Consider the following 21,999-nt stretch of genomic DNA (forward strand, 5'->3'; position numbering starts at 1 on the left):
ACCACGACATGACCTCACGGCCGGACTGGAAGCAAGGGCTGGGACCGATCGACAAGGACCGTCCCTCGCCCGCCTGGATCGCGGCATTGCGTGCCCGCTTCACGACCGAGCGCACGATCGATCGCGTGCTGACGCGCAAGCTCGAACAGCGCGCCGACCGGCCCTACCGTCAGACGACACTCGAGCAGCTCGGCGCCGGCGTCGAGTCGCTGCTACGTGCGAACATCGGCGCCGACTTCGCCATCCGCGAGACGCGCTGGCTGTCGGGCGGCGCGTCCAAGCTGCAGATGGCGTTCACGCTCGACTGGACACGGCCCGGCGCCGGTCGCGAGCAGACGCCGCTGGTGCTGCGCATGGAGCCTGCCGAGTCCATCGTCGAGACCAGCCGCCTGCGCGAGTTCCAGCTCATCAAGGCCATGGAAGGCGTGGTGCCGGTTCCGCCCGTCTTCTGGTGCGACGAGAACGGTGACCACCTGCCGTATCCCGCGCTGATCTACGGCTTCGCGCGCGGTGTCGCCAAGCCGAGCGCGAGCAGCAGCGGACCATCGGGTGTCGGCACCACGCTGCCGCCGGCGTTGCGGGAACGGATCGCGCCGCAGTTCGTCGAGTGCCTTGCGCGCATCCACGCCTTCGATTTTTCGAAGGCGGACCTGAGCGCGTTCGACAATCCCGGCACCGGCACGCAGTGCGCGGCCTGGGGCCTGGACTGGTGGCAACGCGTCTGGGAAGAAGACAGCGGCGAAGACGTGCCGCTGATGCGGCTGGCCGTCGTCTGGCTGCGGAAGAACCTGCCGGTGCTGGATCGCCCGGTGATCGTCCACGCCGACTACCGCCTCGGCAACTTCCTGTTCACCGAGGACGATGCCCGCATCAGCGCGTGGCTCGACTGGGAGCTCGGCCGCATCGGCGACCGCCACCAGGATCTCGCGTGGACGACCAACCACGCCTTCTCGTCGATGGACGCCGACGGCAAGACGCCGCTGGTCTGCGGGCTGCTGCCGGAGTCCGCGTTCTTCGAGGCCTACGAACGGGTGTCCGGCTTCCACATCGATGCGAAGACGCTGCACTGGTACAAGGTCTACAACGCCTACAGCCTCGCGGTCATCGCACTGGCCACCGGCTACCGCATCTCGCGCAACGCCAAGACGCACCAGGACGTGCTCGTCGCGTGGCTGATCGGCATCGGATCCTCGGTGCTCGAAGAACTGCGCCAACACCTCGAGGCAGGAGCCTGACATGCAGATGCGCAGCGACATCCAGCTCACCGCGCTGATCCGCGCGATGAAGGACGTGGTGATCCCCGCGATCGATCCGGCGAACCGCCTCGCGATCGAGCAGAGCCAGCTGGTGCTGGGCATGCTCGCGCTGATGCAGAAGCAGTTGCCGATGCAGTTCCGCTTCGATCGCGACGAGCTGTCGCGCCTGCTGCGCACGGCGGACCGCCTCGCCGAAGCCTGCGCGGCCGAACCGGGCTTGAGCGAAACGATCCGTGCGCTGGCCGATGTGCAGCAGCCCGCGCGACAGCGGTTCGCGGCGGCCACCGTGGATCCGTCCGAACTCTACGGCGACGTGGTCGGACTGCGCGAAGCGATCGGTGCGCTGGTGACGCGCGCAGGCGACGCCGCCTCGCCGGCACTGATGTCGCAGATCGAGCGGCATGTGCTCGACCTGTCGCGCGAGCAACTGCTGCGCGACCGCGCACTGATGGCACCGCAGGGCTGGGAGCCGGGCTTGCCGGCAGTCGAGACGCTGCTGGAGGCCGTGCGCTAGCCGCGAGCCCAGCGAGCAGGCGGATCGAGCGGCCGATCAGGCCGCGGCAGGATGCCCGAACACCTGCCCCAGGTAGCGCACGAACGTCTCGTCGTCGCACAGCGTCTTGCCCGGCGTATCCGACAGCTTCGCCACCGGTGAGCCGTTGCAGCGCACGAGCTTCATGACGATGTTCAGCGGCTTCGGGCCCAGATCGTTCATCAGGTGCGTGCCGATGCCGAAGCCCGTCATCATGCGATCGGCGAAGTGCCGCCACAGCGAGATCGCGGTATCGAAGTCCAGGCCATCGGAGAACACCAGGCGCTTGGCGCTCGAGTCGATGCGCAGCGTGCGGTAGTGGCGGATGACCTTCTCGCCCCACTCCACCGGATCGCCGGAGTCGTGGCGCAGGCCGTCGAACAGCAGCGCGAAGTAGCGATCGAAGTCGCGCAGGAACGCATCGATGCCGACGACGTCCGTCAGCGCCGTTCCCAGGTCGCCGCGATATTCCTGGACCCAGGTTTCCAGCGCCTGCTTCTGGAATTTCGACAGGCGCACGCCGGTGGCCTGGTGCATCTGCAGGAACTCGTGCGCCATCGTGCCGATCGCCGTGATGCCCAGGTCCATCGCGATCTTCACGTTGCTGGTGCCCTTGAAATACTCCGGCACCTCGGCCAGCAGGCGCGCCGCCACCTGCTGCTGCCACGCGCCGCTGTAGCGGCGACGCAGCCCGAAATCGAAGAACTCGAACGGATTGCGCCGCGCAGGACCGTCCTTCAGCGCCTTGAGCTTCGCGATCTTCGCCGTGAGCCTGCGCTCGCCTTCGATGGTGGGATCCCCGCCGCTGCGCTGCCGCAGCTCGCGGAAATACAGCTCGTTGACCATCGACAGCACCGGGATCTCGAAGCCGGTGGTGTGGATGATCGGACCATTGGCGACGATGCTCAGGGCGCCCTGCTCGTTCTGCGCGGTGATGAAGCGCCGCTGGAACCGGAACAGGTGCAGCCAGTCGACGAAATCGGGCTTCATGAATCGCAGGCCCGAGACGTAGTCCAGTTCCGCTTGCGTGAACTTCAGCTCGCACAGTGCGTCGAGCTCGCGATTCACGGCATCCGCGAGGTCGCCGAGCGGAAATTCCGTTGCGTTGCGGCAGACGAAGCGGTACTCGGCCTGCGTCGCCGGGTTCTGATGCAGCATCGGCTGCCACATCGTCAGCTTGTAGAGGTCGGTCTCCAGCAGGCTGGTGATGATCGGGTCGTTCATGCGGCGCGATGCCAGGTGACGGTGGTGGCCAGGCGTACGCCCGCAGCGCTCATGGCGTGGACAAAGGCCTCTGCCTGCGCCTCGAACCCGGGGACCGCACTCATCGCATCGGTGAGCAGCGACACCTTGCCCGCGTCGCGCGGATCCATCGCGGCGATCACGTCCTCGACGGTCGCCTTGACGCAGTGACTCAGGGCTTCGCCGGCGACGAGCAGTCGGTCGGCCTTCAACAGCACGTCCAGCAAGGCCTGGTTGGTGTCCGTGTGCGGGTCCTGCGGATCGACGACTTCCGCGCGCACGGCCGAGTAGTGCTCCGTGAACCGGTTGAGCCCCTTGAGCACCCGCACCACCGGACGACCGGTGCCGGCCTCCCAGGCGTTGCAGGCGTCGAGAATTTCGGGATGAAGGTTGTGGCCCTGCGTGCCGATCTGGCAGTGCACGGGCCAGATCATGTGCCGGTAGCGGCCCTGCGCTTCGAGCTTCAGAAGATAGGCCAGCACGCGCGGCAGGTGCGACGGATCGGCAGGCACGAGGCGCCCCGCGGCGACGTCGGCGTGACTCGCCTGCGTGAACGGCGGCGGCGGCGCGCCTTCGGGCGTACGCCAGAAACCGGGATGGCCGATGTCGAGCAGCTCGTGGCTGTCGAACGTCAGCGTGATGCCGTCGATGGCCCGTCCGTTGACGCGGATGAACGCCGCGAGGCGGCGCATGTCCGCGTCGGCGCCACGAACCGGCAGCGAGGCGCCCGGCAGATCCATGAAGTCGATCTGCGGGTCGATGATCAGCAGGTGGGTACTCAAGAGGGCACTCCGGAAGGCACGCCGCATCTTCGCCCACATCGGACGAGGACGACCACGCCGTCCGGAATTCCGGCCGCGACGAGCGCCGTGATCGGCCGGTCTACTTGGCCTGCGGCAGCTTCTTCAGATCCGCGATCCGGGGAATGCCCTTCCAGCCCATCAGCTCGGCTTCCGTCGTGGCGCCGTTGGCCTCGAGCCACTTGCCGATCGTGGCTCCCACCTCGGGACCGGTGCCGTACACGCGGTGCGAACGCACGACGATGACGCCGACTCCGTCGACGAGCACGAAGCGGGCGAACGCGGCTTCCCGAACGCCCTCGGCACCGAGCAGCGCGGCGACGAAGTGTTCGGCCTCCTGCTTGTCGGTGCGCGGCTTGGAATTCGTCTGCAGGATCTTGCCGCTCGCCTGATAGTTGCCGAGGACGGCGTTCGCCAGTTCCGCGAGCTGGTCGCCGGTGGCCACCTTCGGATGCACGTTGATGGTGACCATGTCGGTCCAGCGCGAAAGATCGGACTGCTCCCTGGGCGTGAATTCGTTCTGATCGTCCTTCGACCATCGATGCAGGTACTCGGTGCCGCCGAAGCTGAGCGCCATTCCCTTTCCTGCGGCCGCTGCCGCCTTGTCCGCCGCCTGTGCGACGCCCATCGTCATGCCGATCAGGACGCCGAGCGCACCGGCCAGTCGCCAAGCTTGAATGGATCCACGTTTCACGAAATCTCTCCCCAGAGTGATCGCCGGATCGAACCCGATGTTGTTTCAGCGGCGATGCGTACGGAGCATGCACCGCAACGGCTCAGGACGCGACCCAAGCGGCAGCCGCTTGCCCGTTGGCGCCGGTCAGGCCGGGAAATCGTCGAGCGCCCGGTTGTCGATGGCCTGCTGCGCCCCACCCGTCACCATCTGCATCAGCATGCGATCCCCCCGTTCGGTGCGCTTGACGATCAAGGTCGCGGCGAGCCCCACGGCGATCACCGCGAAACTGTAGTGCGCGTAATCCCGCAGCAGGCGATCGAAGCCGTAATCGCGAACGCCGTGCGACATCAGCGCCTCGTGGTATTCCCTGAGCAAGCCCTGTTCGTGCTGGCGCCGCGTCTGACGGTCGAAAGCCCCGCCCAGAAAATAGGCGACGTCCATCCCTGCTCCGAGAAAGCTCGCCGTCTGCCAGTCGACGACGGCGACGCGTCCGTCCGCGCCGCCGAACATCATGTTGTCCTGCCTGAAATCGTTGTGCGAAAAACACTTCGGCCGTTCGCGCGGCCGGTTCCACCAGGCGTGATGACGCACGTAACGATCACAGACCTGCTGCACTTCCGCACTCAGCAAGCCGGTGTAGTGCTGTCGCACGTGATGCCAGGACCGCTCGATGAGATCGGTGCTGTAGAAATCCTGCGAACCCTCCGGCACCCGCACCCAGGCGTTCTTCAGCAGTTCCTGGTCGTCCCAGAACGCGGAGTGAAGCAGCGCGCCCTCGCGAAGAACCTGGCGCGCTTCGTCCAGGGTGCAACCATGCATCTGGTCGCCCTGCCGGGCGGGTGCAAGATCCTCGAACAGCAGCGCGAAGCGGTCCGCCTCGTCGATCTCGGCCACGTACACCTTCGGCGTGCGGATCTGCGTGCGCATGGCCAGCTCCCGATAGAACATGACCTCGGTGCGATAGATGCCGAGATCGCGTCCCGTCTGCGCCGATACCGCGTCGGCGGAGGGGAATTTTCCGACCAGCGACGTCGGGGCATCCGCCGGCGGCGTGCCGGCATACGAGAGCTGGAAGCGGCGCGTCTCTCCGAGTTGCCCGGTTCCGACGGACTGCATCGTGATGCCCTCGACGCGGGCGTCGAGGCCGTGGCTGGCCAGCGCCTGGGTCATCCACCCCGGCGTGATCATCTCCGGCGTCACCACCGGAATCGCTTGCTTCATGTCTCCTCCGGAGCCGATCGGTGCCGGCCCATCTTCAGTTTTCGTTGCGTGTCGAGAAGCCTTGCGAGGTTCGCACGCCGCCTCACTGATCCGAGTAGACCGGCGCACGCTTCTCCTTGAACGCGGACACGGCCTCTCGATGATCGGCGGTCTCCAGCAGGATCACCTGCTGGCGATCCTCGAGCATCAGGCCCGCATCGAGACTGCCGGCGTCGATCGTCGCGTTGAGCGTCTCCTTGGTCAGCCGCAGTCCCATTGGCGAGGCTTTCAGCATGTCCTCGGCCAGGCTCAGCCCCGTCGATAGCAGCTCTTCGGGTGCGACGATCTCACTGACCAGGCCGATCGCCTGCGCGCGCTGGGCGCCGATGAAGCGACCCGACATCAGGAATTCCGACGCGATCGAAAGACCGACCAGACGCGGCAGCAGATAGCCCGCGCCCATGTCGCAACCGCCCAGTCCGACGCGCAGGTAGGCCGCGTTCATCTTCGCGTCGGGTGTGGCGTATCGCACGTCGGACGCCAGCGCGAGCGAAAACCCCGCCCCGCAGGCCGCGCCCTGGACCAGCGTGATGATCGGCTGGGGACAAGCGCGCATGTGCCGGATGATTCCCGAGTACAGGCGCTGCGATGCGAGCTGCCGCTGCGGACGTCCGGCGCCGCCCGGTGCGAACGCCAGTGAATCCAGATCCGCCCCTGCACAGAACGTCTTGCCTTCCGAACGCAGCACGACGACGCGCACGTCGAGCCGCGATCCGAGCCCGAGGAAATAGTCGTGCAGCGATTCGGCCATCGCGATGTCGACCGCGTTCAACCTGGCGGGCCGGTCCAGCGTGACGATCTCGATGGCGCCGCGGCGCTCGATGCGCAGCGAGGAAGACGATGGCTTGGACATGATGGATCTCCGGCGCCTGCAGGAAGGATCGACGCCGGAACGAATAGTGGACCAGTCGGATCGATGACGACATCGCCATCGACGCCACGCCGATGGCGTGCGCCGTGGCAGCATCGAACCGGCGCCGCGGTTCGACGCTGCCGCGCTTCAGGCCCTCAGCCGATCGCTCGCGCCGTAGCTGCGCAGCCGGAATTCCATCGGCGTCTCGCCGTACTCGGCCTTGAAGCGTCGCGAGAAGTGCGTGGAGCTCAGAAAGCCCGACGACAGCGCGATGTCAGCGACGGTGCGCCGCGCCATCTGCGGGTTTGCCAGCGCGCGGCGGCTCAGCGCGAGGCGTTCCTGCATCAGGTAGCTCGACACCGTGGCGTCAGTCGGCGCGAACAGCCAGTGCAGGTAACGCACCGAGATGCGGCAGCCCGCCGCGATCGTCGTCGGACCCAGTTCCGGGTCGTCGAGGTGGCCCTTCACGTACGCCTTCACGCGCTGCATCTGCGCGTCGCGCAGCGACTCCGGCGGCAACTGCCGCGCGTCGTCGCCGAGCGCGTTGACGATCAGGCCGATGGTGGCTTCCACCAGCCCATCCGGGTTGTTCAGGCTGCCGGACAGGAAATCCGGGCGGATCGCGGCGACGTAGTTGGACAGCAGGCGCGCCCCCATCGAACCCGCCTCGATCTTGCCCTCCACCGCGCGCCAGTTCCCCGGCATCCAGTGCTGAAGGCGGCTCAACGGGATCATCGTCGAGATCTTGTGCAGCGGCTCAATGACCTTGAAGGACATCGGCTTGGTGGTGTCCCAGATCAGCACGTCGCCACGGCCCAGCATCATGCGGCGATCGTCGATGCAGAACTCCTCGCGCCCTTCGAGCACCCACTGCAGCGCCAGCACCATCTCGTCCTGGCTCTTCGTCGCATCGCGCGAGTAGCGCACGGCGCCGCAAGGGTCGCAGCGGCAATCCACGATCTGGAAACCGCTGGCCTTGCGATGCTCGATCGTGGCGTTGAATGCCGTGCCGGGATCCCGCTGGGAGTGCCAGACCCCGTAGACCTCGTTGAGCTTCTGGTCCCAGGCCTCGTAGCGCTCACGGGGCGCGTACTGGTCGGTGGTCCAGCTATGGGCATGGCTGTTCATCGCTTCCTCCATCTCACGTGCGCAGTCTCAGCGGATCGACGCCGTCTGTAGTGCAGGGCCACGATAGCGGCGCAGGCCGCAAAAAGCAGCAACACCGTAGCCCGGGCGTTGAATTTCGCGAAGCGAAAGAGGCGGGACTCCCTCTCGAGCCAGCAAAAGCCCCGGGTTTCACCCGGGCTACTCGACCGCAGCCGCCGCAAGCCCGGCCGTTGCGCCGAGAGTTCAACCACCTTGCGCCGCCGGGACAGGGCCGATTAAGGCCGCGCGTATCCTCGGGTGCCGCCCCGCCCACCCGCGACACCGGAGAATCCCCATGCGCCTCAAGGACAAAGTAGCCATCATCACCGGTGGCAGTTCCGGCTTCGGTCGCGCCATCGCGATCGCCTATGCGCGCGAAGGCGCGAAGATCGTCGTCGGCGATCTCCGGGCCGAGCCGCTGTCCGGCGGCTTCGAGGACAGCCTGACGACGACCACCGTCGACGAGATCGTGCGAGCCGGCGGCGCCGCCACGTTCGTGCGCTGCGACGTGACCAAACGTGACGACGTGCGCGCGCTCGTGCGGGCGGCGGTCGACACCTACGGCCGTCTCGACATCATGTTCAACAACGCCGGCATCTATCGCGGCGGCAAGCTGTTCCACGAGTTCACCGACGACGAGCTCGACGCCTGCCTGAACGTCAACGTGAAGGGCACGTGGCTGGGATCGCAGGAGGCCGTCAAGCAGTTCCTGGCGCAGGGCAAGGGCGGCAACATCATCAACCTGGTGTCCACCGCCGGCCTGCAGGGCCATCCGCGGCAGTCGGTCTACAACATCTCCAAGGGCGCGCAGGCCAACCTGACGCGATGCCTGGCCATCGAGTACGGCAAGCAGGGCATCCGCGTGAACGGGATCTGCCCCACGTACGCGAAGACCGCGCTGACGCGCGAGCTGTTCGACAACAAGGATTTCGACAAGTACTTCACCGACAGCATCCCGCTGGGACGCTGGGGCGAGGCCAAGGACGTGGCCGACCTCGCGGTGTTCCTGGCGTCGGAAGAATCCAGCTACATCCACGGCGACCTGATCCGCCTGGACGGCGGCGAGACGCTCTGCCGCTACTCGGTCTGACGTAACAACAAACGTCCGGAAGGAACCTGCCTCGCGGATCGCGAGGCAGGTTCCGGCGTGATCAGGCGGCCTTCTTCACCGAGGCCTGCGAATCGAGGAACGCCTGCCAGGCGCCCTGCACTTCCTTCCAGCCGATCGCGACGATCGGCGAGCCGTCTTCATTGATGAAGACCAGCGGCCCGAGGAAGCTCATGTAGAACTCGCTGTCGACCGGGAAGTTGGTGAGGTCATGGCGCGCGCCGGCCGACTCGTAGCCGTAGCCGGGGGCGACCGCGGTATCACCGCCGTTGTCCCTGCCGCCACGCACGTCCATGCGTCCCTTGGTCAGCACGTACTCGCCGGGGCCCTGGTGGACATGGGCATTGAAGGCCGATCCGGCCGGGCAACCGAAGTAGGCGGTCCAGGCGCCCATCTCGGGGCCCACGTGCAGCAGCTTCCAGCGGATACCGCCCTTCGACAGCGCCTCGGGAAACGGCGCCCAGGGCATCTGGTCGATCTGCTGATATTCCTCGGCAACGGCGGGCTTCATACGATGCTCCTCTGCAATGAAATGGGGTCGTGCGGCGTCATCAAGGACGCCTGATCCAGCCCTTGCAGCGTATCGCCCGCGAAGGTCCGCGAACGGCCCGACGGTGCCACGTCGATGGCCTCGCCGTGCAAGACCGTAGCCCGGGTGAAACCCGGGGTTACGGTCCGTATGCGAGGGGAATCCCGCCTCTTTCGCTTCGCGAAATTCAACACCCGGGCTACGTCAGGCGACCTTGCTGGCTTCCGGCGTGCGCTGCCGCGCAATCGGCTCGAGGCTCGCCTTGCCCAGGCCCAGGTGATCGCGCAGCTGCTTGCCCTCGTATTCCTTGCGGAACAGTCCGCGCCGCTGCAGTTCGGGGACGACGAGGTCGACGAACTCCTCGAACGCGCCGGGCGACCACGCCGCCGAAATCATGAAGCCGTCGCATTCCTCGGCGCTCCACGCGGCCTCGAGCTGGTCGGCCACCTGCGTCGGCGTGCCGACGAACTGCGGCAGGATGATGCCCTGCGCGTAGAGCTTGCCGACGTCGCGCAAGGTCAGGTCGTTCTTGACGCTCAGCGCACGCGCCACCGCGAACAGCCCCTGCGAACCTGGCGCCTTGATGTCGCCCACCGGCGCATCCAGCGGATAGCGCGAGAAGTCGTGATCCGTGTGCGCGGACAGCGTGATCAGGCCGGAGATCGGGTCGGCCAGCTCGTTGTGGAAGGCCTGCTTTTCGCGCGCTTCGGCCTCGGTGCGTCCGACGAAGGGCATCACCGCCGGGAAGATCTTGATCTTCGACGGGTCGCGGCCGAAGTTCGAGGCACGCGCCTTCACGTCCACGTAGTACGCGCGGCGGCTGTCCGGCGAAGGATCGATCTCGAAGATCGCCTCGGCCCAGCGTGCCGCGTAATCCTTGCCGCGACCCGACGATCCCGCCTGGATGATGACGGGTCGCGACTGCGGCGAGTGCGAGACGTTGAGCGGGCCGCGCACCTTGAAGTGCGGGCCCACGTGGTGGATCTCGTGGACTTTCGCCGGATCGGCGAAGAAACCGGATGCGCGGTCGCGCACGATGGCATCTTCCTGCCAGCTGTTCCACAGCTTGTAGGCGACCTCGAGGAATTCGTCCGCGCGGTCGTAGCGCAGGTCGTGGTCCAGCATCTCGTCGCGGCCGAAGTTCTGGCCCTCGGCCTGGTTGAGCGAGGTCACGACGTTCCAGCCCACGCGTCCGCCCGACAGGTGATCGAGGCTCGCGAACGAGCGCGCGATGTCGTACGGCGAGAAGTACGTGACCGACTTGGTGACGGCCAGGCCCAGCTTCTCGGTGGCGCCGGCCAGCGCCGCGGCGACCATCATCGGGTCCAGGCCGACGGCGCCCTGCGTGCCGCGGCGCAGCGTGTCGGCGATGTCGTCACCGTAGCGGCGCGGGATCGCGAGCACGTCGGCGAAGAACATGAAGTCGAACTTGCCGCGCTCCAAGGTGCGCGCGATGTTCGCGTAGTAGTCCAGCCCCAGGAAATCGCCGGTCGTCTTCGGGTGGCGCCAACCCGGATGGCTGTGCGTGACGGCGCCGGCGATCTGGAAGCCGGCGAGATGGAAGGATCGTTTCAAGGTGTGGACTCCGTCGGGCGGATTTTCAGAAGTAGCCGTTGAACGGCAGCGGCTCGTCATTGACGAGGAACTTGCCGATGGACAGGGCCTTGTAGAGCGTCGGGTTGTGCAGGCTCAGCGTGCGGATCGCGCGCCAGTGCCGGTCCAGGTTCTTGCGGCGCGTGGCGGCCGATGCGCTGCCGACGTCGAAGAGCTGGTTGGCCGCGCGTGCCGCCAGCGCATCGACGTGCACCTTGGCCTGCGCCGCACGCAGCGACGCGCGCTGCGCCAGCGTCGCATCCGGTACACCGTTCTGCAGCGAGGCGTAGGCCTGGTCGATGGCGTCGGCCGCGGCCAGCACGGTGCTCTCGGCCGCGAACGCGGACGCCGACAGCTCGCCGACGATCTGCTGCAGCAGCGGATCGTCCGCCGGGCGCTCGGCCGGTGCATGCGAGAACGAGCGGTCGCGTGTCTTCAGCAGCTTGACCGCATCACCGACGACGTTGCGCAGGATGCCGGCCATGATCGCCTGCAGGTAGAGCTGCAGGAACGCGAACTCGAACGTGGGCTGCGGCTCCGCATCGAGCCGGATGTGCCCGAGGATCTCGTCGGCTCGCACCTGCACGCCTTCGAAGCGCGTCGTTCCCGACCCGGTCTTGCGCGCGCCCATGCCGTCCCAGTCGTCCAGCATCGTGATGCCGGCACGCGTCGTCGGGATGATCAGCGACGCCAGCGCGTTCTCGCCCTGCGCCGCCCACACGTTCACGTAATCCGAGAACATCGTACCGGTGCAGTAGACCTTGGTGCCGTTCACGACGAAGCCGTCGCCCTCGGGTGTCAGCGTCGTTGCGTAGCGAAGACTGCCGACGGCGGCGGCGCCCAGCTCGCTCGTGGCATTTCCGAAGAGCTTTCCGGCCGCGATCTCGCCGATCCAGTGCCGGCGCGCATCCGAGTCGGACGAACGCAGCCGCTCTTCGACGAACCAGTAGTGGGTGCGGATGATGTGCGCGACCACCGGATCCGCCTCGGCCAGGTCGATCACCGCCGCGAACATCTCGCGCACCGAATAGCCCGCTCCGCCCAGCGCGATCGGCAGGCGCAGCGCACCGATGCGCGCGGCGCGGACCAGGTCGATCGCCTCGAACGGATTCTCGTCGTTCAGCTCGCGACGGCCCGCTTCACGCGCAATCTCGCGCAGGACGGCCGGCAGATCGGTCGGGTCCACGGCTTGGGTAGACGCGGACGCGGCTGCGCCAGCCGCGGCGGGACGCGAGGTGATCACACTCGACATAGGCATGGAGTCCGTAAGATTGAAATCGCATGATGCCGACGCGGAAGTCGGATATGCGTTTTCAGAAAGTGTTCGTCCGACGTTATTCCATCGAGGAAGAACAGGGTCAACCCGGTGCTGACCCGCTCTGCGTCGAGAGGGTTCCGCGGCATCGGGTTCTCCGACGCATGCTGCGCTGCGTCAATTCCCTGCGGATCCGGTCTGCCACCTCGGCGTCCGCTTCTCGGCGAAAGCGCGAGGGCCTTCGCGCTTGTCCTCGGACTTCAGCCAGGCCTCGAACTTCGGATAGGTGGCCTGCTTGCGGATCGCGTCGGCAAGGCTCGCCTCGTCGAGACCACGGTGCAGCGTCTGCTTCGAGGCTTCGATGGCGATCGGGGAACCGGCCAGGATCTGATCGATCCATCGCTGCGTGGCCGCCGCCAGTTCAGCGGCCGGCACGACCTCGTTGACGAAGCCGAGCCGCAGGCCCTCGGCGGCGGACACGGCGCGCGCCGACAGCACCATGCCCATCGCCTGCTTCAGGCCGATCTGCCGCGCGAGCCGGTGTACGCCGCCACCGAGCGCAACGGCGCCGACGCGCGGCTCGGGCAGACCGAAGCGCGCGGTATCGGCCGCGATGATCAGGTCGCAGGCCAGCGCGATCTCGAATCCACCGCCCATCGCGATACCGTTGACGGCGGCGATCAGCGGCTTGTCGAGATCGAAGCGCTCGACGATTCCCGCGTACCCGCTCTTCGGGTACGAGCCCAGCGAATCCTGCGCCGCGGCGATCTTCAAATCGCTGCCGGCGCAGAACGCGCGCTCGCCGGCGCCGGTCAGCACGCAGATGCGCTGCGTGGCGTCGGCCGCGAAGGCATCGAGCGCCTGTTCGAGCTCCTCGTGCATCGGCGTGTGCAGCGCGTTCATGACCTCGGGCCGGTTCATGACGACGGTCGTGACGCTGGCGGTTTGCGTGACGCTGAGGAAGCGATAGCCGGTTTTCATCGGGAAAGATCGGGCAGCGGGTGTTGCGGAAAAGTGTGCACGAGTTCGATCGCGGTTCGGGCGCCGTGTGCATAGGGCCTTGTCGCGGCTGACGCCCAAACGTCCCCGTAGCCCGGACGAAGTCCGGGATTGCGTTCCGGATGCGAAGGGAACCCCGGACTTCGTCCGGGCTACGCATGCTGTAGGAGGGGCGTCAGCCCCGACGGCCCCTCTGGAACGCGCGCCATCACGCCGCGCGACCGCCACCGGCAGAATGCCCGCATGCCGACGCTCCGCATCAACGACTACGACCTCGCCTATGCCGAGACCGGCAACGGCCGGCCGCTGCTGATGATCCACGGCTCGCTGTGCGACTACCGCTACTGGACACCGCAGATGGCGCCGCTTGGCGCAGCGCAGCGCGCGATCGCCGTCAGCCTGCGACGCTGCTGGCCCGAGAACTGGGACGGTCAGGGTGAGGGTTACGACATCGACACGCATGTCGACGATCTGGCCGGATTCATCGAAGCGCTCGACGCCGGGCCGGTCGACCTGATGGGGCATTCACGCGGCGGATACGTCGCGTTCCGGCTGGCGCGTCGCGCGCCACAGCTCTTGAGACGATTGATCCTGGCCGAACCCGGCGGCATGCCGGATGCCTCGTTCGGAGCTGTCGACGGCATCGATCGCGAACAGGCCACCACGCGGATGCGCGAAGCGGCGCGGCGCATCGAGATCGGCGACATCGATGGCGGGCTCGCGCTGTTCATCGACGGCGTCAGCGGCACGCCGATCTGGTCGCACACCGTGTCCGGCTTCAAGCGCATGGCGCGTGACAATGCGCGCACCTTGCTCGGGCAGCTCCGCGAAGCCCGCATGACGTTCTCGCGCACCGACCTCGAGAGCCTGGCGATACCCACGCTGCTGATCGGCGGCGCATCGACGCCCTCGCCGTTCCCGCAACTGCTCGACCTGCTGCAGGCCCACCTGCCCCAGGTGCAGCGCGTGACGATCCCGGGTGTGCGCCACGCAATGAATCTCGCCGCGCCCTGCCGTTCAACCGGGCGGTGCTGGAGTTTCTCGCATGAACCGGCGTGACCGGTCCGCCCACGGCGTGTTCACACAAGACGGCTTCGCGTCCTGACGCCAGCATCCGCGATTGCGCTTCCTCTTCTTCCGATGGGACGCGTTATGGTCGAGGCCTGGAGACTGGAGCCGTCCGCATGAATTCGTTTGAACCCGTTGTGCCCGTCGAAGCCGTCACGGCCGAATGGCTCACCACGGCCCTGCGCCAGGCCGGACGGCTCGAAGGCGCGAAGGTCGTCGATGTCAGCTACCAGACCTGCGGCACCGGCCAGCTCGGCGATTCCTATCGCTTCACGCTGACCTACGACAAACCGTCGGCAGGACCGGCGACGGTCGTGGGCAAGTTCGCATCGAAGGATCCGACGAGCCGCGAATTCGGGACGCGCTCCGGCTTCTATCGCAGCGAGATCGGCTTCTATCGCGAGATCGCGCCGAATCTCCCGGTCTCCATTCCCAAGGCGCTGCACGCGTCGCTGGCGAGCAACAACACGGACTTCGTGCTGCTGATGGAAGACCTTGCACCCGCACGCCAGGTCGACCAGCTCCTCGGCTGCAGCGCGGACGAATCCGCGCGCGTGCTGGAGCAGGCTGCCGCACTGCATGCCGCGACCTGGCACGACAGCCGCCTCGCCTCGCAGGACTGGCTCCAGGGACCGGTCGGAATCTTCACGCAGGTCACCGACAACTTCGCGGACGTCGTCAAGACTTTCCCCGAGCTGTGCGCCGACCTCGTCCCCGAGCAGGACCTGGTCGAGGCGGCGCGCCTGGTCGATCACGCCGATGCCTGGAAGCGCACGTTCAGCGATCCGCAATGCCTCTGGCACATGGACCTGCGCGCGGACAACGTGCTGTTCGATGCGCACGGCGGCAGCCGTCCGGTCGTGATCCTCGACTGGCAGGGCCTGGGCTTCGGCCGCGGCACCATCGACGTCGCGTACTGGATGGGCACGAGCATGGCCGTGGAGAACCGTCGCGCGCATGAACGCGATCTGGTGGCGCACTACCATGAGGCCCTGGTCGGACATGGCGTGAAGGACTACGACGCTGCGCGCTGCTGGGACGACTACCGCCTTCACGCGATCCATGGCCTGCAGGTCGGCGTCTTCGGTGTGGGCGCCGTCAAGCGCACACCGCGCGGGGACCAGATGTGGAAGCTGTGGATCGAACGCACGGCGGCGCAGGTGCGTGATCTGGAGAGTTTCGGGGTTCTGGCGCGGGTTTAGCTATCGCGCAGGAACCCGCGGAGAGGAAGCCCATCTTCTTTGTCCCGAACCCGAGGGCGATCCCTCTCCGGCTCCCTCTCCATCCTGTTTAAGATCGGGGATGAGCGCCCACCCGCTGCATCGCCAGGTTCCTGCCAACCCGAACGGGCGCGACTTCGTCGTCGGCGATCTGCACGGCCAGCAAGCCATGCTCGATTGCCTGCTGCAGCACGTCTCGTTTGAGGAACGGAGCGACCGCCTGTTCTCGCTCGGCGACCTCGTGGATCGCGGACCCGACAACGATGCGCTGATGCATCGCTTCGCCACCCGTCCCGGCCACTTCGCCATCCGCGGCAACCACGAAGCGCTCCTGCAGGCGGCGCGGCACAGCAGCCTGTACCTCAGGGTGTGGGAGCGAAACGGCGGACTGTGGGCGCGCGACCTGCCGCCGGGCCGGCTCGAAGAGATCGAGGCCTTCATCGACACGCTGCCCTATGCCATCGAACTGTCGCTGCAGGACGGCCGTCGCATCGGCCTGATCCACGCCGAAGTGAAGCCCGGCGCCGGCTGGCAGGACATTCGTGATCTCGATGCGCGGTTCGAGGACACGATCGACGACGGCGGATCGACGGTGGCGGCCAGTGCGCTGTGGGGACGCCAGCGCTATCGCATCGCCGACTTCATCTCCAACGAACCCGCAGGCGCGACCTTGGCGCCGGAGGAACGCGCGGCGCTTTGCGCGAGGCTGCGCCCGGTCGACGGCATCGATCTGGTGTACGTCGGACACACGATCATCGGGAACCGGAAGCCCTTGCGCGTGGGCAACACCGTGTTCGTCGACACCGGCGCCTACCTCGCCACCGGCCGGCTCACGTTGATCGAACCGCTGCAGGATCACTACTGGCAGGTCACCGCCGGCGCAGAGCCCAAGCTGGTCAAGGGCGGCCCGCGAAAGCTGCCGGATGCGCTGCTGATTCCGCCGGCTTACGCAAGCGCGTAACGCGCGCACGCGCGGCGCGCAAACACGCCGCGAACGCTGTTGGCAATTTGCCCGAAGGCATCTCGCCGGGCTCGCATTCCGACCTGCCCGAACGCCGGCATCCCTGCGTGCGACGCCGCTCGACGGGCGCGGACGCCGTCGCGCGGCGCCTCGTTCCAGGCGCGTAATTCCCGCCAAAAACCGATGATTCCGCTCGCGCCAGCCAGCCGCATCCGCACGCCGCGGCTCGTGGCATCCATCGTGCACCCGGATACAGCCAAGGCTTGCGTCGTCGCGCAGCCGCCCGGCGTTCACGACTCCGCACCGATACGCGGGGCGAACGCGTCGCCCCGTCATCCTCCACAGAACTCGCATGACCGACAACATCTACGACGCCCTGCGCGAGAGTCACGAGTTGCAACGTTCGCTGTGCCGCGCACTGCTGCGTTCCAAGCCACACACCGAACAGCGCATCGCCACCTTCACGGCGCTGCGCATCGAACTCGCCGCGCACGCCGCGGCGGAAGAGCGCTTTCTCTACGCGCCGATCCTGATGGAAGACGCGGGCCTGTCCTCGGCGCGGCACGCGCTGCACGAGCACCACCAGATGGACGAACTGGTCGAGGACCTGCAGGTGCGCGACCACTCCGGCGCGTCGTGGCTGGCCACCGCCAGGAAGCTCTCGCACAAGGTGCATCACCATCTGCGCGAAGAAGAGAAGAAGTTCTTCCAGGTGTCCGGAAAGCTGTTGTCGAAAGCCGAAAAGGTCCGTGCCGCAAAGCGGTATCGCAAGGATTACGCGCGCATGCAGAAGACGCTGAAGAGCGCCTGACCTGCCTCTACATTTCTGCAGTCAACCACGCTGACGGAGCACATTGCCCATGCTGTCCACGGTCCTGATCGTCGTGCTCATCGTCGTCCTGATCGGCGCGTTGCCGACCTGGCCGCACAGTCGCCAGTGGGGCTACTACCCCAGCGGCGCGGCAGGCTTGGTCGCGGCCATCCTGCTGATCCTGTTCTTCCTCGGCTACCTGTGAAGAACGTCCCGCCCGCGCCGCGCGTCGCCTGCGGGACATAACACTCCATGCCCAACGACGCCGCCGATGTGATCGCCGACGAGCCGCGCGCGGTCACAGCGACCCCGCGCGGTGCGCAGGCGATCCGTAGCGCCTCGATCGGCATCGTGGCGCTCGTCGCCGTCGTCCTCGGGCTCAAGTTCGCAAAAGATGCGCTGATCCCGATCACTCTCGCCGTCTTCCTCGGCTACGCGCTGATGCCGATGGTGATGTGGCTCAAGAAGCGCGCTCGCATTCCGCTGCCGATCGGCGCCGCACTGGCGCTTTCGCTGGCGGTCGGCGGCACCGGAGCCGGAATCCTCGCGGTGCAGCCGCAGGTCAACCAGTTGATCGATTCGGTGCCGCAGGCCACGCAGAAGCTCAAGGCGCTGCTGCACCGCACGTCGCTCGATCGCAACAGCGCGGTGCGGCGCCTGACGATCGCCGCCGACGAGATCCAGAAGGCCACGGCTCCTTCTCCACCCGGCTCGAAGGCGACAGGCAAGGCCCCTGCCGAGTCGCCGCTCAAGCTGCGCGACTACGTCTGGTCGGGCGCACTGCAGCTGTTCAACGGAATCGGACAGACCATCATCGTCCTTGCGTTGAGTTTCTTCCTGCTGATTTCCGGACACGACTTCAAACGCAAACTGGTGCGCATCAGCGGCCAGACGCTGAGCCAGAAGAAGCTGACCGTCCAGATCCTCGAAGAGATCGAGGCGCAGATCCAGCGTTATCTGCTCATCCAGTTCGCGACCAGCGCGCTGGTCGGCGTGGCCACCGGCATCGTCTTCGCCGTCCTCGGGCTCGAGAACGCGATGTTCTGGGCATTCGCCGCCGGCGCCTTCCACCTGATCCCGTACATCGGCACGGCGCTGGTCATCGGCGCGGCCTCGGTATTCGCCTACTTGCAGTTCGACGACCCGCACGCGGTGCTGGTCGTCGCGGCCAGTGCATTCGCCGTCGCCGGCGTCATCGGCCTGGGCCTGGTGCCCTGGCTGACACAGCGCATGGCGCGCATGAACGCCGTCGCCACGTTCGTCTCGCTGATCGTCTGGAACTGGCTGTGGGGCGTGCCCGGCCTGCTGCTGGGCATCCCGATCATGATGGTCGTCATGGCGATCTGCGAACGCATCGAACACCTGAGCCCGGTTGCGGAACTGCTCGCATCCGAGGCGCCGCGATCGCCGGTCACGGCGCCACTCGCGCCCGCCCCGTGCGCCGAGCCGGAACGCTGCCTCGCGCCCTCCGATAGCTGAACGCGCCATCGGTTCCGAGGATGGCCACCCGTATCCGCCCGGATTCTCGGCGCCGGCGGGCTTTGCTAGGTTCGTCGCCCCATCCCCTGCGGCCACGAGCCGCGGCACGAGCCTCCTTCCCAAGACGGGCACATGACCTCTCACGATCCCTCGGACTTCAAGCCCACTTTGCCGTTCTTCAGGCACGAGCACGAGCTGCTGCGCGACACGATCCGCCGATTCATCGCCGACCGCGTGCTGCCGCAGGCCGACGCCTGGGAGGAAGCCGGATTCGTTCCCCGCGAGATCCTGCGCGAGATGGGCGAACTGGGATTGCTCGGCATCCGCTACGACAGCCGTCACGGCGGCAGCGAACTCGACACGCTCGCCACCGTCGTGCTCGCCGAGGAGCTGGGCCGTTCGACCTACGGCGGATTCGCAGTCACGGTGCTGGTGCACACCGACATGGCGAGCCCGCACCTGTTCCACGCGGGAACACCCGAGCAGATCGACCGCTACATGCCCGACCTGATCGCCGGCAAGAAGATCGCAGCCGTGGCGATGACCGAGGCCGGCGCCGGTTCGGACCTGGCGAGCATGCGCATGACGGCGCGTCGCGACGGCAACGAGTGGGTCCTCAACGGCTCCAAGATGTTCATCACCAACGGCATCCACGCGGATCTGTATTTCGTGGCCGCCAAGACCGGCGCACCGGGGCGCAATCGCGACATCTCGATGTTCATCGTCGAGAAGGGAACGCCGGGTTTCAGCGTCGCGCGGCCGCTGAAGAAGCACGGCTGGCTGTCCAGCGACACCGCGGAACTTTCGTTCATCGATTGCCGCATTCCGGCCGAAAATCTGCTCGGCCAGGAAGGAAAAGGTTTCTACGCGTTGACGCGCAACCTGCAGAACGAGCGCATCGTGCTCGGCGCGCAGGCCATGGGCGAAGCCTCCCGCGCGATCGAACTCGCCGTGGAATGGGCGACGCAGCGCCAGGCCTTCGGGGCCGCGCTGTGGGAGAAGCAGACGATCCGTCATCGGCTCGCGACGCGCCTTGCGCAGGTCGAAGCTGCGCGCAGCCTCGTCTACAGCTGCGCGTGGCGAGATGCGCAGGGCCAGCAGGTGGTCAAGGAAGTCTCGATGGTCAAGGCGCTGTGCGGAGACCTCGTCAACCAGGTCATGTACGACTGCCTGCAGTTCCACGGCGGCATGGGCTTCATCCGCGAGACCGCCATCGAACGCATGACGCGCGATGCGCGCGTGCAGTCCATCGGCGGCGGCGCCACCGAGGTCATGCTCGAAGAGATCGCGAAGCGGATGGTCTAGCGCCAAGCCGATGCAAGACCCGCTCGGCGCGATCGCGTGATATGAGCGAATCCGCCACCAGATGATCCAAGGAGACTCGACGTGAAGCGAACGTCACCTGATGCACAGACCGCGAGCCGTTCCTCGCTCGCGCTGTTCGACCCGCGACAGAAACTCAAGCTCGGATTGTTCAGCTTCAATGTCAGCGGCGGCATGATGGCGACGTCGGTCCCGACGACGTACGAGCTGTCGTGGAAACACACACGCGCGATCGCACAGAAAGCCGAGGCGATGGGCTTCGAGGCGCTGGTTCCGGTCGGCCGCTGGCGCGGCTTCGGCGGTGAGACCAATTTCGCCGGCGAGTCCTTCGAGACCTACACCTGGGCCGCGGGCCTGGCCGAGGCCACCGAGCGCATCATGGTGTTTGCCACCTCGCACGTGCCCACGGTGCATCCGATCCTCGCGGCCAAGCAGGCGGCGACGATCGACCACATCTCCGGCGGTCGCTTCGGACTGAACCTCGTGATGGGATGGTTCACCGCCGAGATGGAGATGTTCGGCGGCAAGCAGAAAGAGCACGACGAGCGCTATCGCTTCGGCTCCGAGTGGGTCGAGATCGTCAAGCGGCTGTGGAGCGAAGAGGAAGCGGTCGATTTCGACGGCACGTTCTTCCAGATCAAGCAGGCCATCGCGCGTCCGCGCCCGGTGCAGAACCCGCATCCGGTTCTCGTCAACGCCGGCAGTTCCCCTCCGGGCCTGGATTTCTCCGCGAAGTACTGCGACATCAACTTCGTCGGCATGGGTTCGTTCGAGATGGGACAGGCCGCAGCCAGCGCCGTACGCAAGCGCGCGCGGGACGTCTACCAGCGCGACATCTCGACGATGACCTACGCGACCGTCGTCTGTCGCGACACCGAGGCGGAAGCCAAGCGCGACTACGACGCGATGGTCGCGGGCATCGACTGGGGTGCGATCGACAACTTGGTGCGCGTGTTCGGCCTCGAAGGCCAGTCCTACGGCGACGCCGAGGCCGTGCGCCAGCTGCGCACGCAGTTCGCGATGGGATGGGGCGGCATGACCTTCGTCGGCACGCCCGAGCAGATCGTCGAGAAGCTCGCGAAGACGTCCGAGATCGGCATCGGCGGCATCGTGCTCGGGTTCAACGACTACGTCGTCGAACTCGATCATTTCGATCGCAAGGTGATGCCGTTGTTGCGACAGGCGGGGTTGAGGAGCTAGACCGAGGTCCCTTCATATACGCCCTCGCAACACCGCAGCTTCCGTAGGCTGGGATGGAGCGAAGCGAATCCCAGCGTCGCGTCCGCAAGTCACCTTGCTGCTGGGATTCGCTTCGCTCCATCCCAGCCTACGCCGTCTAATCCGAATCCCGGGGTTCCTCTCGCATACGGAACGCAACCCCGGGCGAAGCCCGGGCTACGGATCCTTTCGACCGAGACCGCCTGGGCTCACGTGCGCCACCGCACCCGCCAGGCCCGGCCACCGGGTCGGCTCGAGGTACGTGCGATCGGTCGCGATGCGTCCGTCACGCACCGTGAGAATCGTGCAGAACGGCGAGTAGAACTCGGGCTGCGCCAGGTCCAGGATCGCGGCCTCGAGGATCACGGTGTCGACGCCGCTGAAGTGGACGTGATCGACGCGCATGCGCCGCGTCGGGCAGGCACCGAACACACCCTCGCAGACGCGCAGCAACTGCTCATGCCCGCGCACTTCGGCGCTGTTGAAACACAGGTGCGCATCCGGGGCATAACACTCGCGCACGAGCCGCCCCACGTCCGTGTTGTAGGTCTGCTCCCAGTGACGCACCAGCCGCAACTGTTCGCGCTGGGCCTCGTTCTGCGGCTCCACTTGGTCGATACGCATGCCGTGCTCTCCTCCCTGTCCGACTTTTTTATTGCGCCGCTCGCAC

General features: G+C 66.7%; 22 protein-coding genes. 11 read left to right on the top strand and 11 right to left on the bottom strand.

Annotation, left to right across the window (positions count from 1 at the left end):
- The first annotated feature begins 8 nt into the window (after nt 1–8).
- On the top strand, nt 9–1,235 hold the full coding sequence (locus DFR24_RS06425) for a phosphotransferase family protein (RefSeq protein ID WP_133880473.1): 1,227 nt from the start codon (nt 9–11) through the stop codon (nt 1,233–1,235).
- A 1-nt stretch (nt 1,236) separates the two neighbouring features.
- Entirely contained in the window at nt 1,237–1,770 is a 534-nt protein-coding gene (locus DFR24_RS06430) for a hypothetical protein (protein ID WP_133880474.1), read from the top strand.
- Nucleotides 1,771–1,806: 36 nt separating this feature from the next.
- On the opposite strand, the gene pncB is transcribed toward DFR24_RS06430, so the two are convergent.
- The 6 genes from pncB to DFR24_RS06460 form a co-directional block, all read right to left on the bottom strand.
- Nucleotides 1,807–3,012, bottom strand: coding sequence for a nicotinate phosphoribosyltransferase (gene pncB / locus DFR24_RS06435; protein ID WP_133880475.1), 1,206 nt, complete (start codon nt 3,010–3,012; stop codon nt 1,807–1,809).
- Nucleotides 3,009–3,812, bottom strand: a complete 804-nt coding sequence (locus DFR24_RS06440) for a cysteine hydrolase family protein (protein WP_210772370.1) — start codon at nt 3,810–3,812, stop codon at nt 3,009–3,011. Before DFR24_RS06440 ends, pncB begins: the two co-directional genes overlap by 4 nt.
- A 100-nt stretch (nt 3,813–3,912) precedes the next feature.
- A complete protein-coding gene (locus DFR24_RS06445) occupies nt 3,913–4,524 on the bottom strand; it encodes a hypothetical protein (RefSeq protein ID WP_133880477.1) in 612 nt (203 codons plus the stop codon).
- A gap of 126 nt (nt 4,525–4,650) precedes the next feature.
- Entirely contained in the window at nt 4,651–5,727 is a 1,077-nt protein-coding gene (locus DFR24_RS06450; RefSeq protein WP_133880478.1) for a phosphotransferase, read from the bottom strand.
- 82 nt (nt 5,728–5,809) lie between these two features.
- Nucleotides 5,810–6,619 carry an enoyl-CoA hydratase/isomerase family protein gene (locus tag DFR24_RS06455; RefSeq protein ID WP_133880479.1) on the bottom strand — a complete coding sequence of 270 codons (810 nt, stop codon included), beginning with the start codon at nt 6,617–6,619 and terminating at the stop codon, nt 5,810–5,812.
- 147 nt (nt 6,620–6,766) lie between these two features.
- Nucleotides 6,767–7,747 (bottom strand): helix-turn-helix domain-containing protein, encoded by a 981-nt coding sequence (locus DFR24_RS06460; RefSeq protein ID WP_162851077.1) that lies wholly within the window; start codon nt 7,745–7,747, stop codon nt 6,767–6,769.
- 313 nt (nt 7,748–8,060) lie between these two features.
- Between DFR24_RS06460 and DFR24_RS06465 the strand changes: the two genes are divergently transcribed.
- A complete protein-coding gene (locus DFR24_RS06465) occupies nt 8,061–8,855 on the top strand; it encodes an SDR family NAD(P)-dependent oxidoreductase (protein ID WP_133880481.1) in 795 nt (264 codons plus the stop codon).
- A gap of 61 nt (nt 8,856–8,916) precedes the next feature.
- Here the strand turns inward: DFR24_RS06465 and DFR24_RS06470 are convergent, their stop codons facing one another.
- The 4 genes from DFR24_RS06470 to DFR24_RS06485 form a co-directional block, all read right to left on the bottom strand.
- A complete protein-coding gene (locus DFR24_RS06470; RefSeq protein ID WP_133880482.1) occupies nt 8,917–9,384 on the bottom strand; it encodes a 2,4'-dihydroxyacetophenone dioxygenase family protein in 468 nt (155 codons plus the stop codon).
- 222 nt (nt 9,385–9,606) lie between these two features.
- Nucleotides 9,607–10,977 (bottom strand): LLM class flavin-dependent oxidoreductase, encoded by a 1,371-nt coding sequence (locus DFR24_RS06475; protein WP_133880483.1) that lies wholly within the window; start codon nt 10,975–10,977, stop codon nt 9,607–9,609.
- A gap of 25 nt (nt 10,978–11,002) precedes the next feature.
- Nucleotides 11,003–12,253 carry an acyl-CoA dehydrogenase family protein gene (locus DFR24_RS06480; protein ID WP_407075112.1) on the bottom strand — a complete coding sequence of 417 codons (1,251 nt, stop codon included), beginning with the start codon at nt 12,251–12,253 and terminating at the stop codon, nt 11,003–11,005.
- A gap of 174 nt (nt 12,254–12,427) precedes the next feature.
- Complete coding sequence (locus DFR24_RS06485) at nt 12,428–13,231, bottom strand: enoyl-CoA hydratase-related protein (protein WP_133880485.1); 804 nt, start codon at nt 13,229–13,231, stop codon at nt 12,428–12,430.
- Between the two features lie 261 nt (nt 13,232–13,492).
- Here DFR24_RS06485 and DFR24_RS06490 point away from each other — a divergent pair, with 261 nt between their 5' ends.
- The 8 genes from DFR24_RS06490 (at nt 13,493) to DFR24_RS06525 (ending at nt 21,311) form a co-directional block, all read left to right on the top strand.
- Nucleotides 13,493–14,308 carry an alpha/beta fold hydrolase gene (locus tag DFR24_RS06490; protein WP_133880486.1) on the top strand — a complete coding sequence of 272 codons (816 nt, stop codon included), beginning with the start codon at nt 13,493–13,495 and terminating at the stop codon, nt 14,306–14,308.
- Nucleotides 14,309–14,433: 125 nt separating this feature from the next.
- Nucleotides 14,434–15,519, top strand: a complete 1,086-nt coding sequence (locus DFR24_RS06495) for a phosphotransferase (RefSeq protein WP_133880487.1) — start codon at nt 14,434–14,436, stop codon at nt 15,517–15,519.
- Nucleotides 15,520–15,619: 100 nt separating this feature from the next.
- A complete protein-coding gene (locus DFR24_RS06500) occupies nt 15,620–16,498 on the top strand; it encodes a metallophosphoesterase (RefSeq protein WP_162851078.1) in 879 nt (292 codons plus the stop codon).
- Nucleotides 16,499–16,850: 352 nt separating this feature from the next.
- The gene (locus tag DFR24_RS06505) at nt 16,851–17,309 is read left to right on the top strand and encodes a hemerythrin domain-containing protein (RefSeq protein ID WP_133880489.1); all 459 of its coding nucleotides are present in this window, start codon (nt 16,851–16,853) and stop codon (nt 17,307–17,309) included.
- Nucleotides 17,310–17,358: 49 nt separating this feature from the next.
- Nucleotides 17,359–17,514 (top strand): DUF3309 domain-containing protein, encoded by a 156-nt coding sequence (locus DFR24_RS06510; RefSeq protein WP_133880490.1) that lies wholly within the window; start codon nt 17,359–17,361, stop codon nt 17,512–17,514.
- Between the two features lie 47 nt (nt 17,515–17,561).
- The gene (locus DFR24_RS06515; RefSeq protein WP_133880491.1) at nt 17,562–18,788 is read left to right on the top strand and encodes an AI-2E family transporter; all 1,227 of its coding nucleotides are present in this window, start codon (nt 17,562–17,564) and stop codon (nt 18,786–18,788) included.
- Nucleotides 18,789–18,920: 132 nt separating this feature from the next.
- Nucleotides 18,921–20,093: an acyl-CoA dehydrogenase family protein gene (locus DFR24_RS06520; RefSeq protein WP_133880492.1), complete on the top strand. Its 1,173-nt coding sequence runs from the start codon at nt 18,921–18,923 to the stop codon at nt 20,091–20,093.
- A gap of 81 nt (nt 20,094–20,174) precedes the next feature.
- Complete coding sequence (locus DFR24_RS06525) at nt 20,175–21,311, top strand: LLM class flavin-dependent oxidoreductase (RefSeq protein WP_133880493.1); 1,137 nt, start codon at nt 20,175–20,177, stop codon at nt 21,309–21,311.
- 195 nt (nt 21,312–21,506) lie between these two features.
- Here DFR24_RS06525 and DFR24_RS06530 read toward each other — a convergent pair whose 3' ends face one another.
- Entirely contained in the window at nt 21,507–21,953 is a 447-nt protein-coding gene (locus tag DFR24_RS06530) for a nuclear transport factor 2 family protein (RefSeq protein ID WP_133880494.1), read from the bottom strand.
- Nucleotides 21,954–21,999 lie beyond the last annotated feature (46 nt).

The sequence above is a fragment of the Panacagrimonas perspica genome (genome assembly GCF_004364935.1).
Taxonomy (GTDB): Bacteria; Pseudomonadota; Gammaproteobacteria; order Nevskiales; family Nevskiaceae; genus Panacagrimonas; species Panacagrimonas perspica.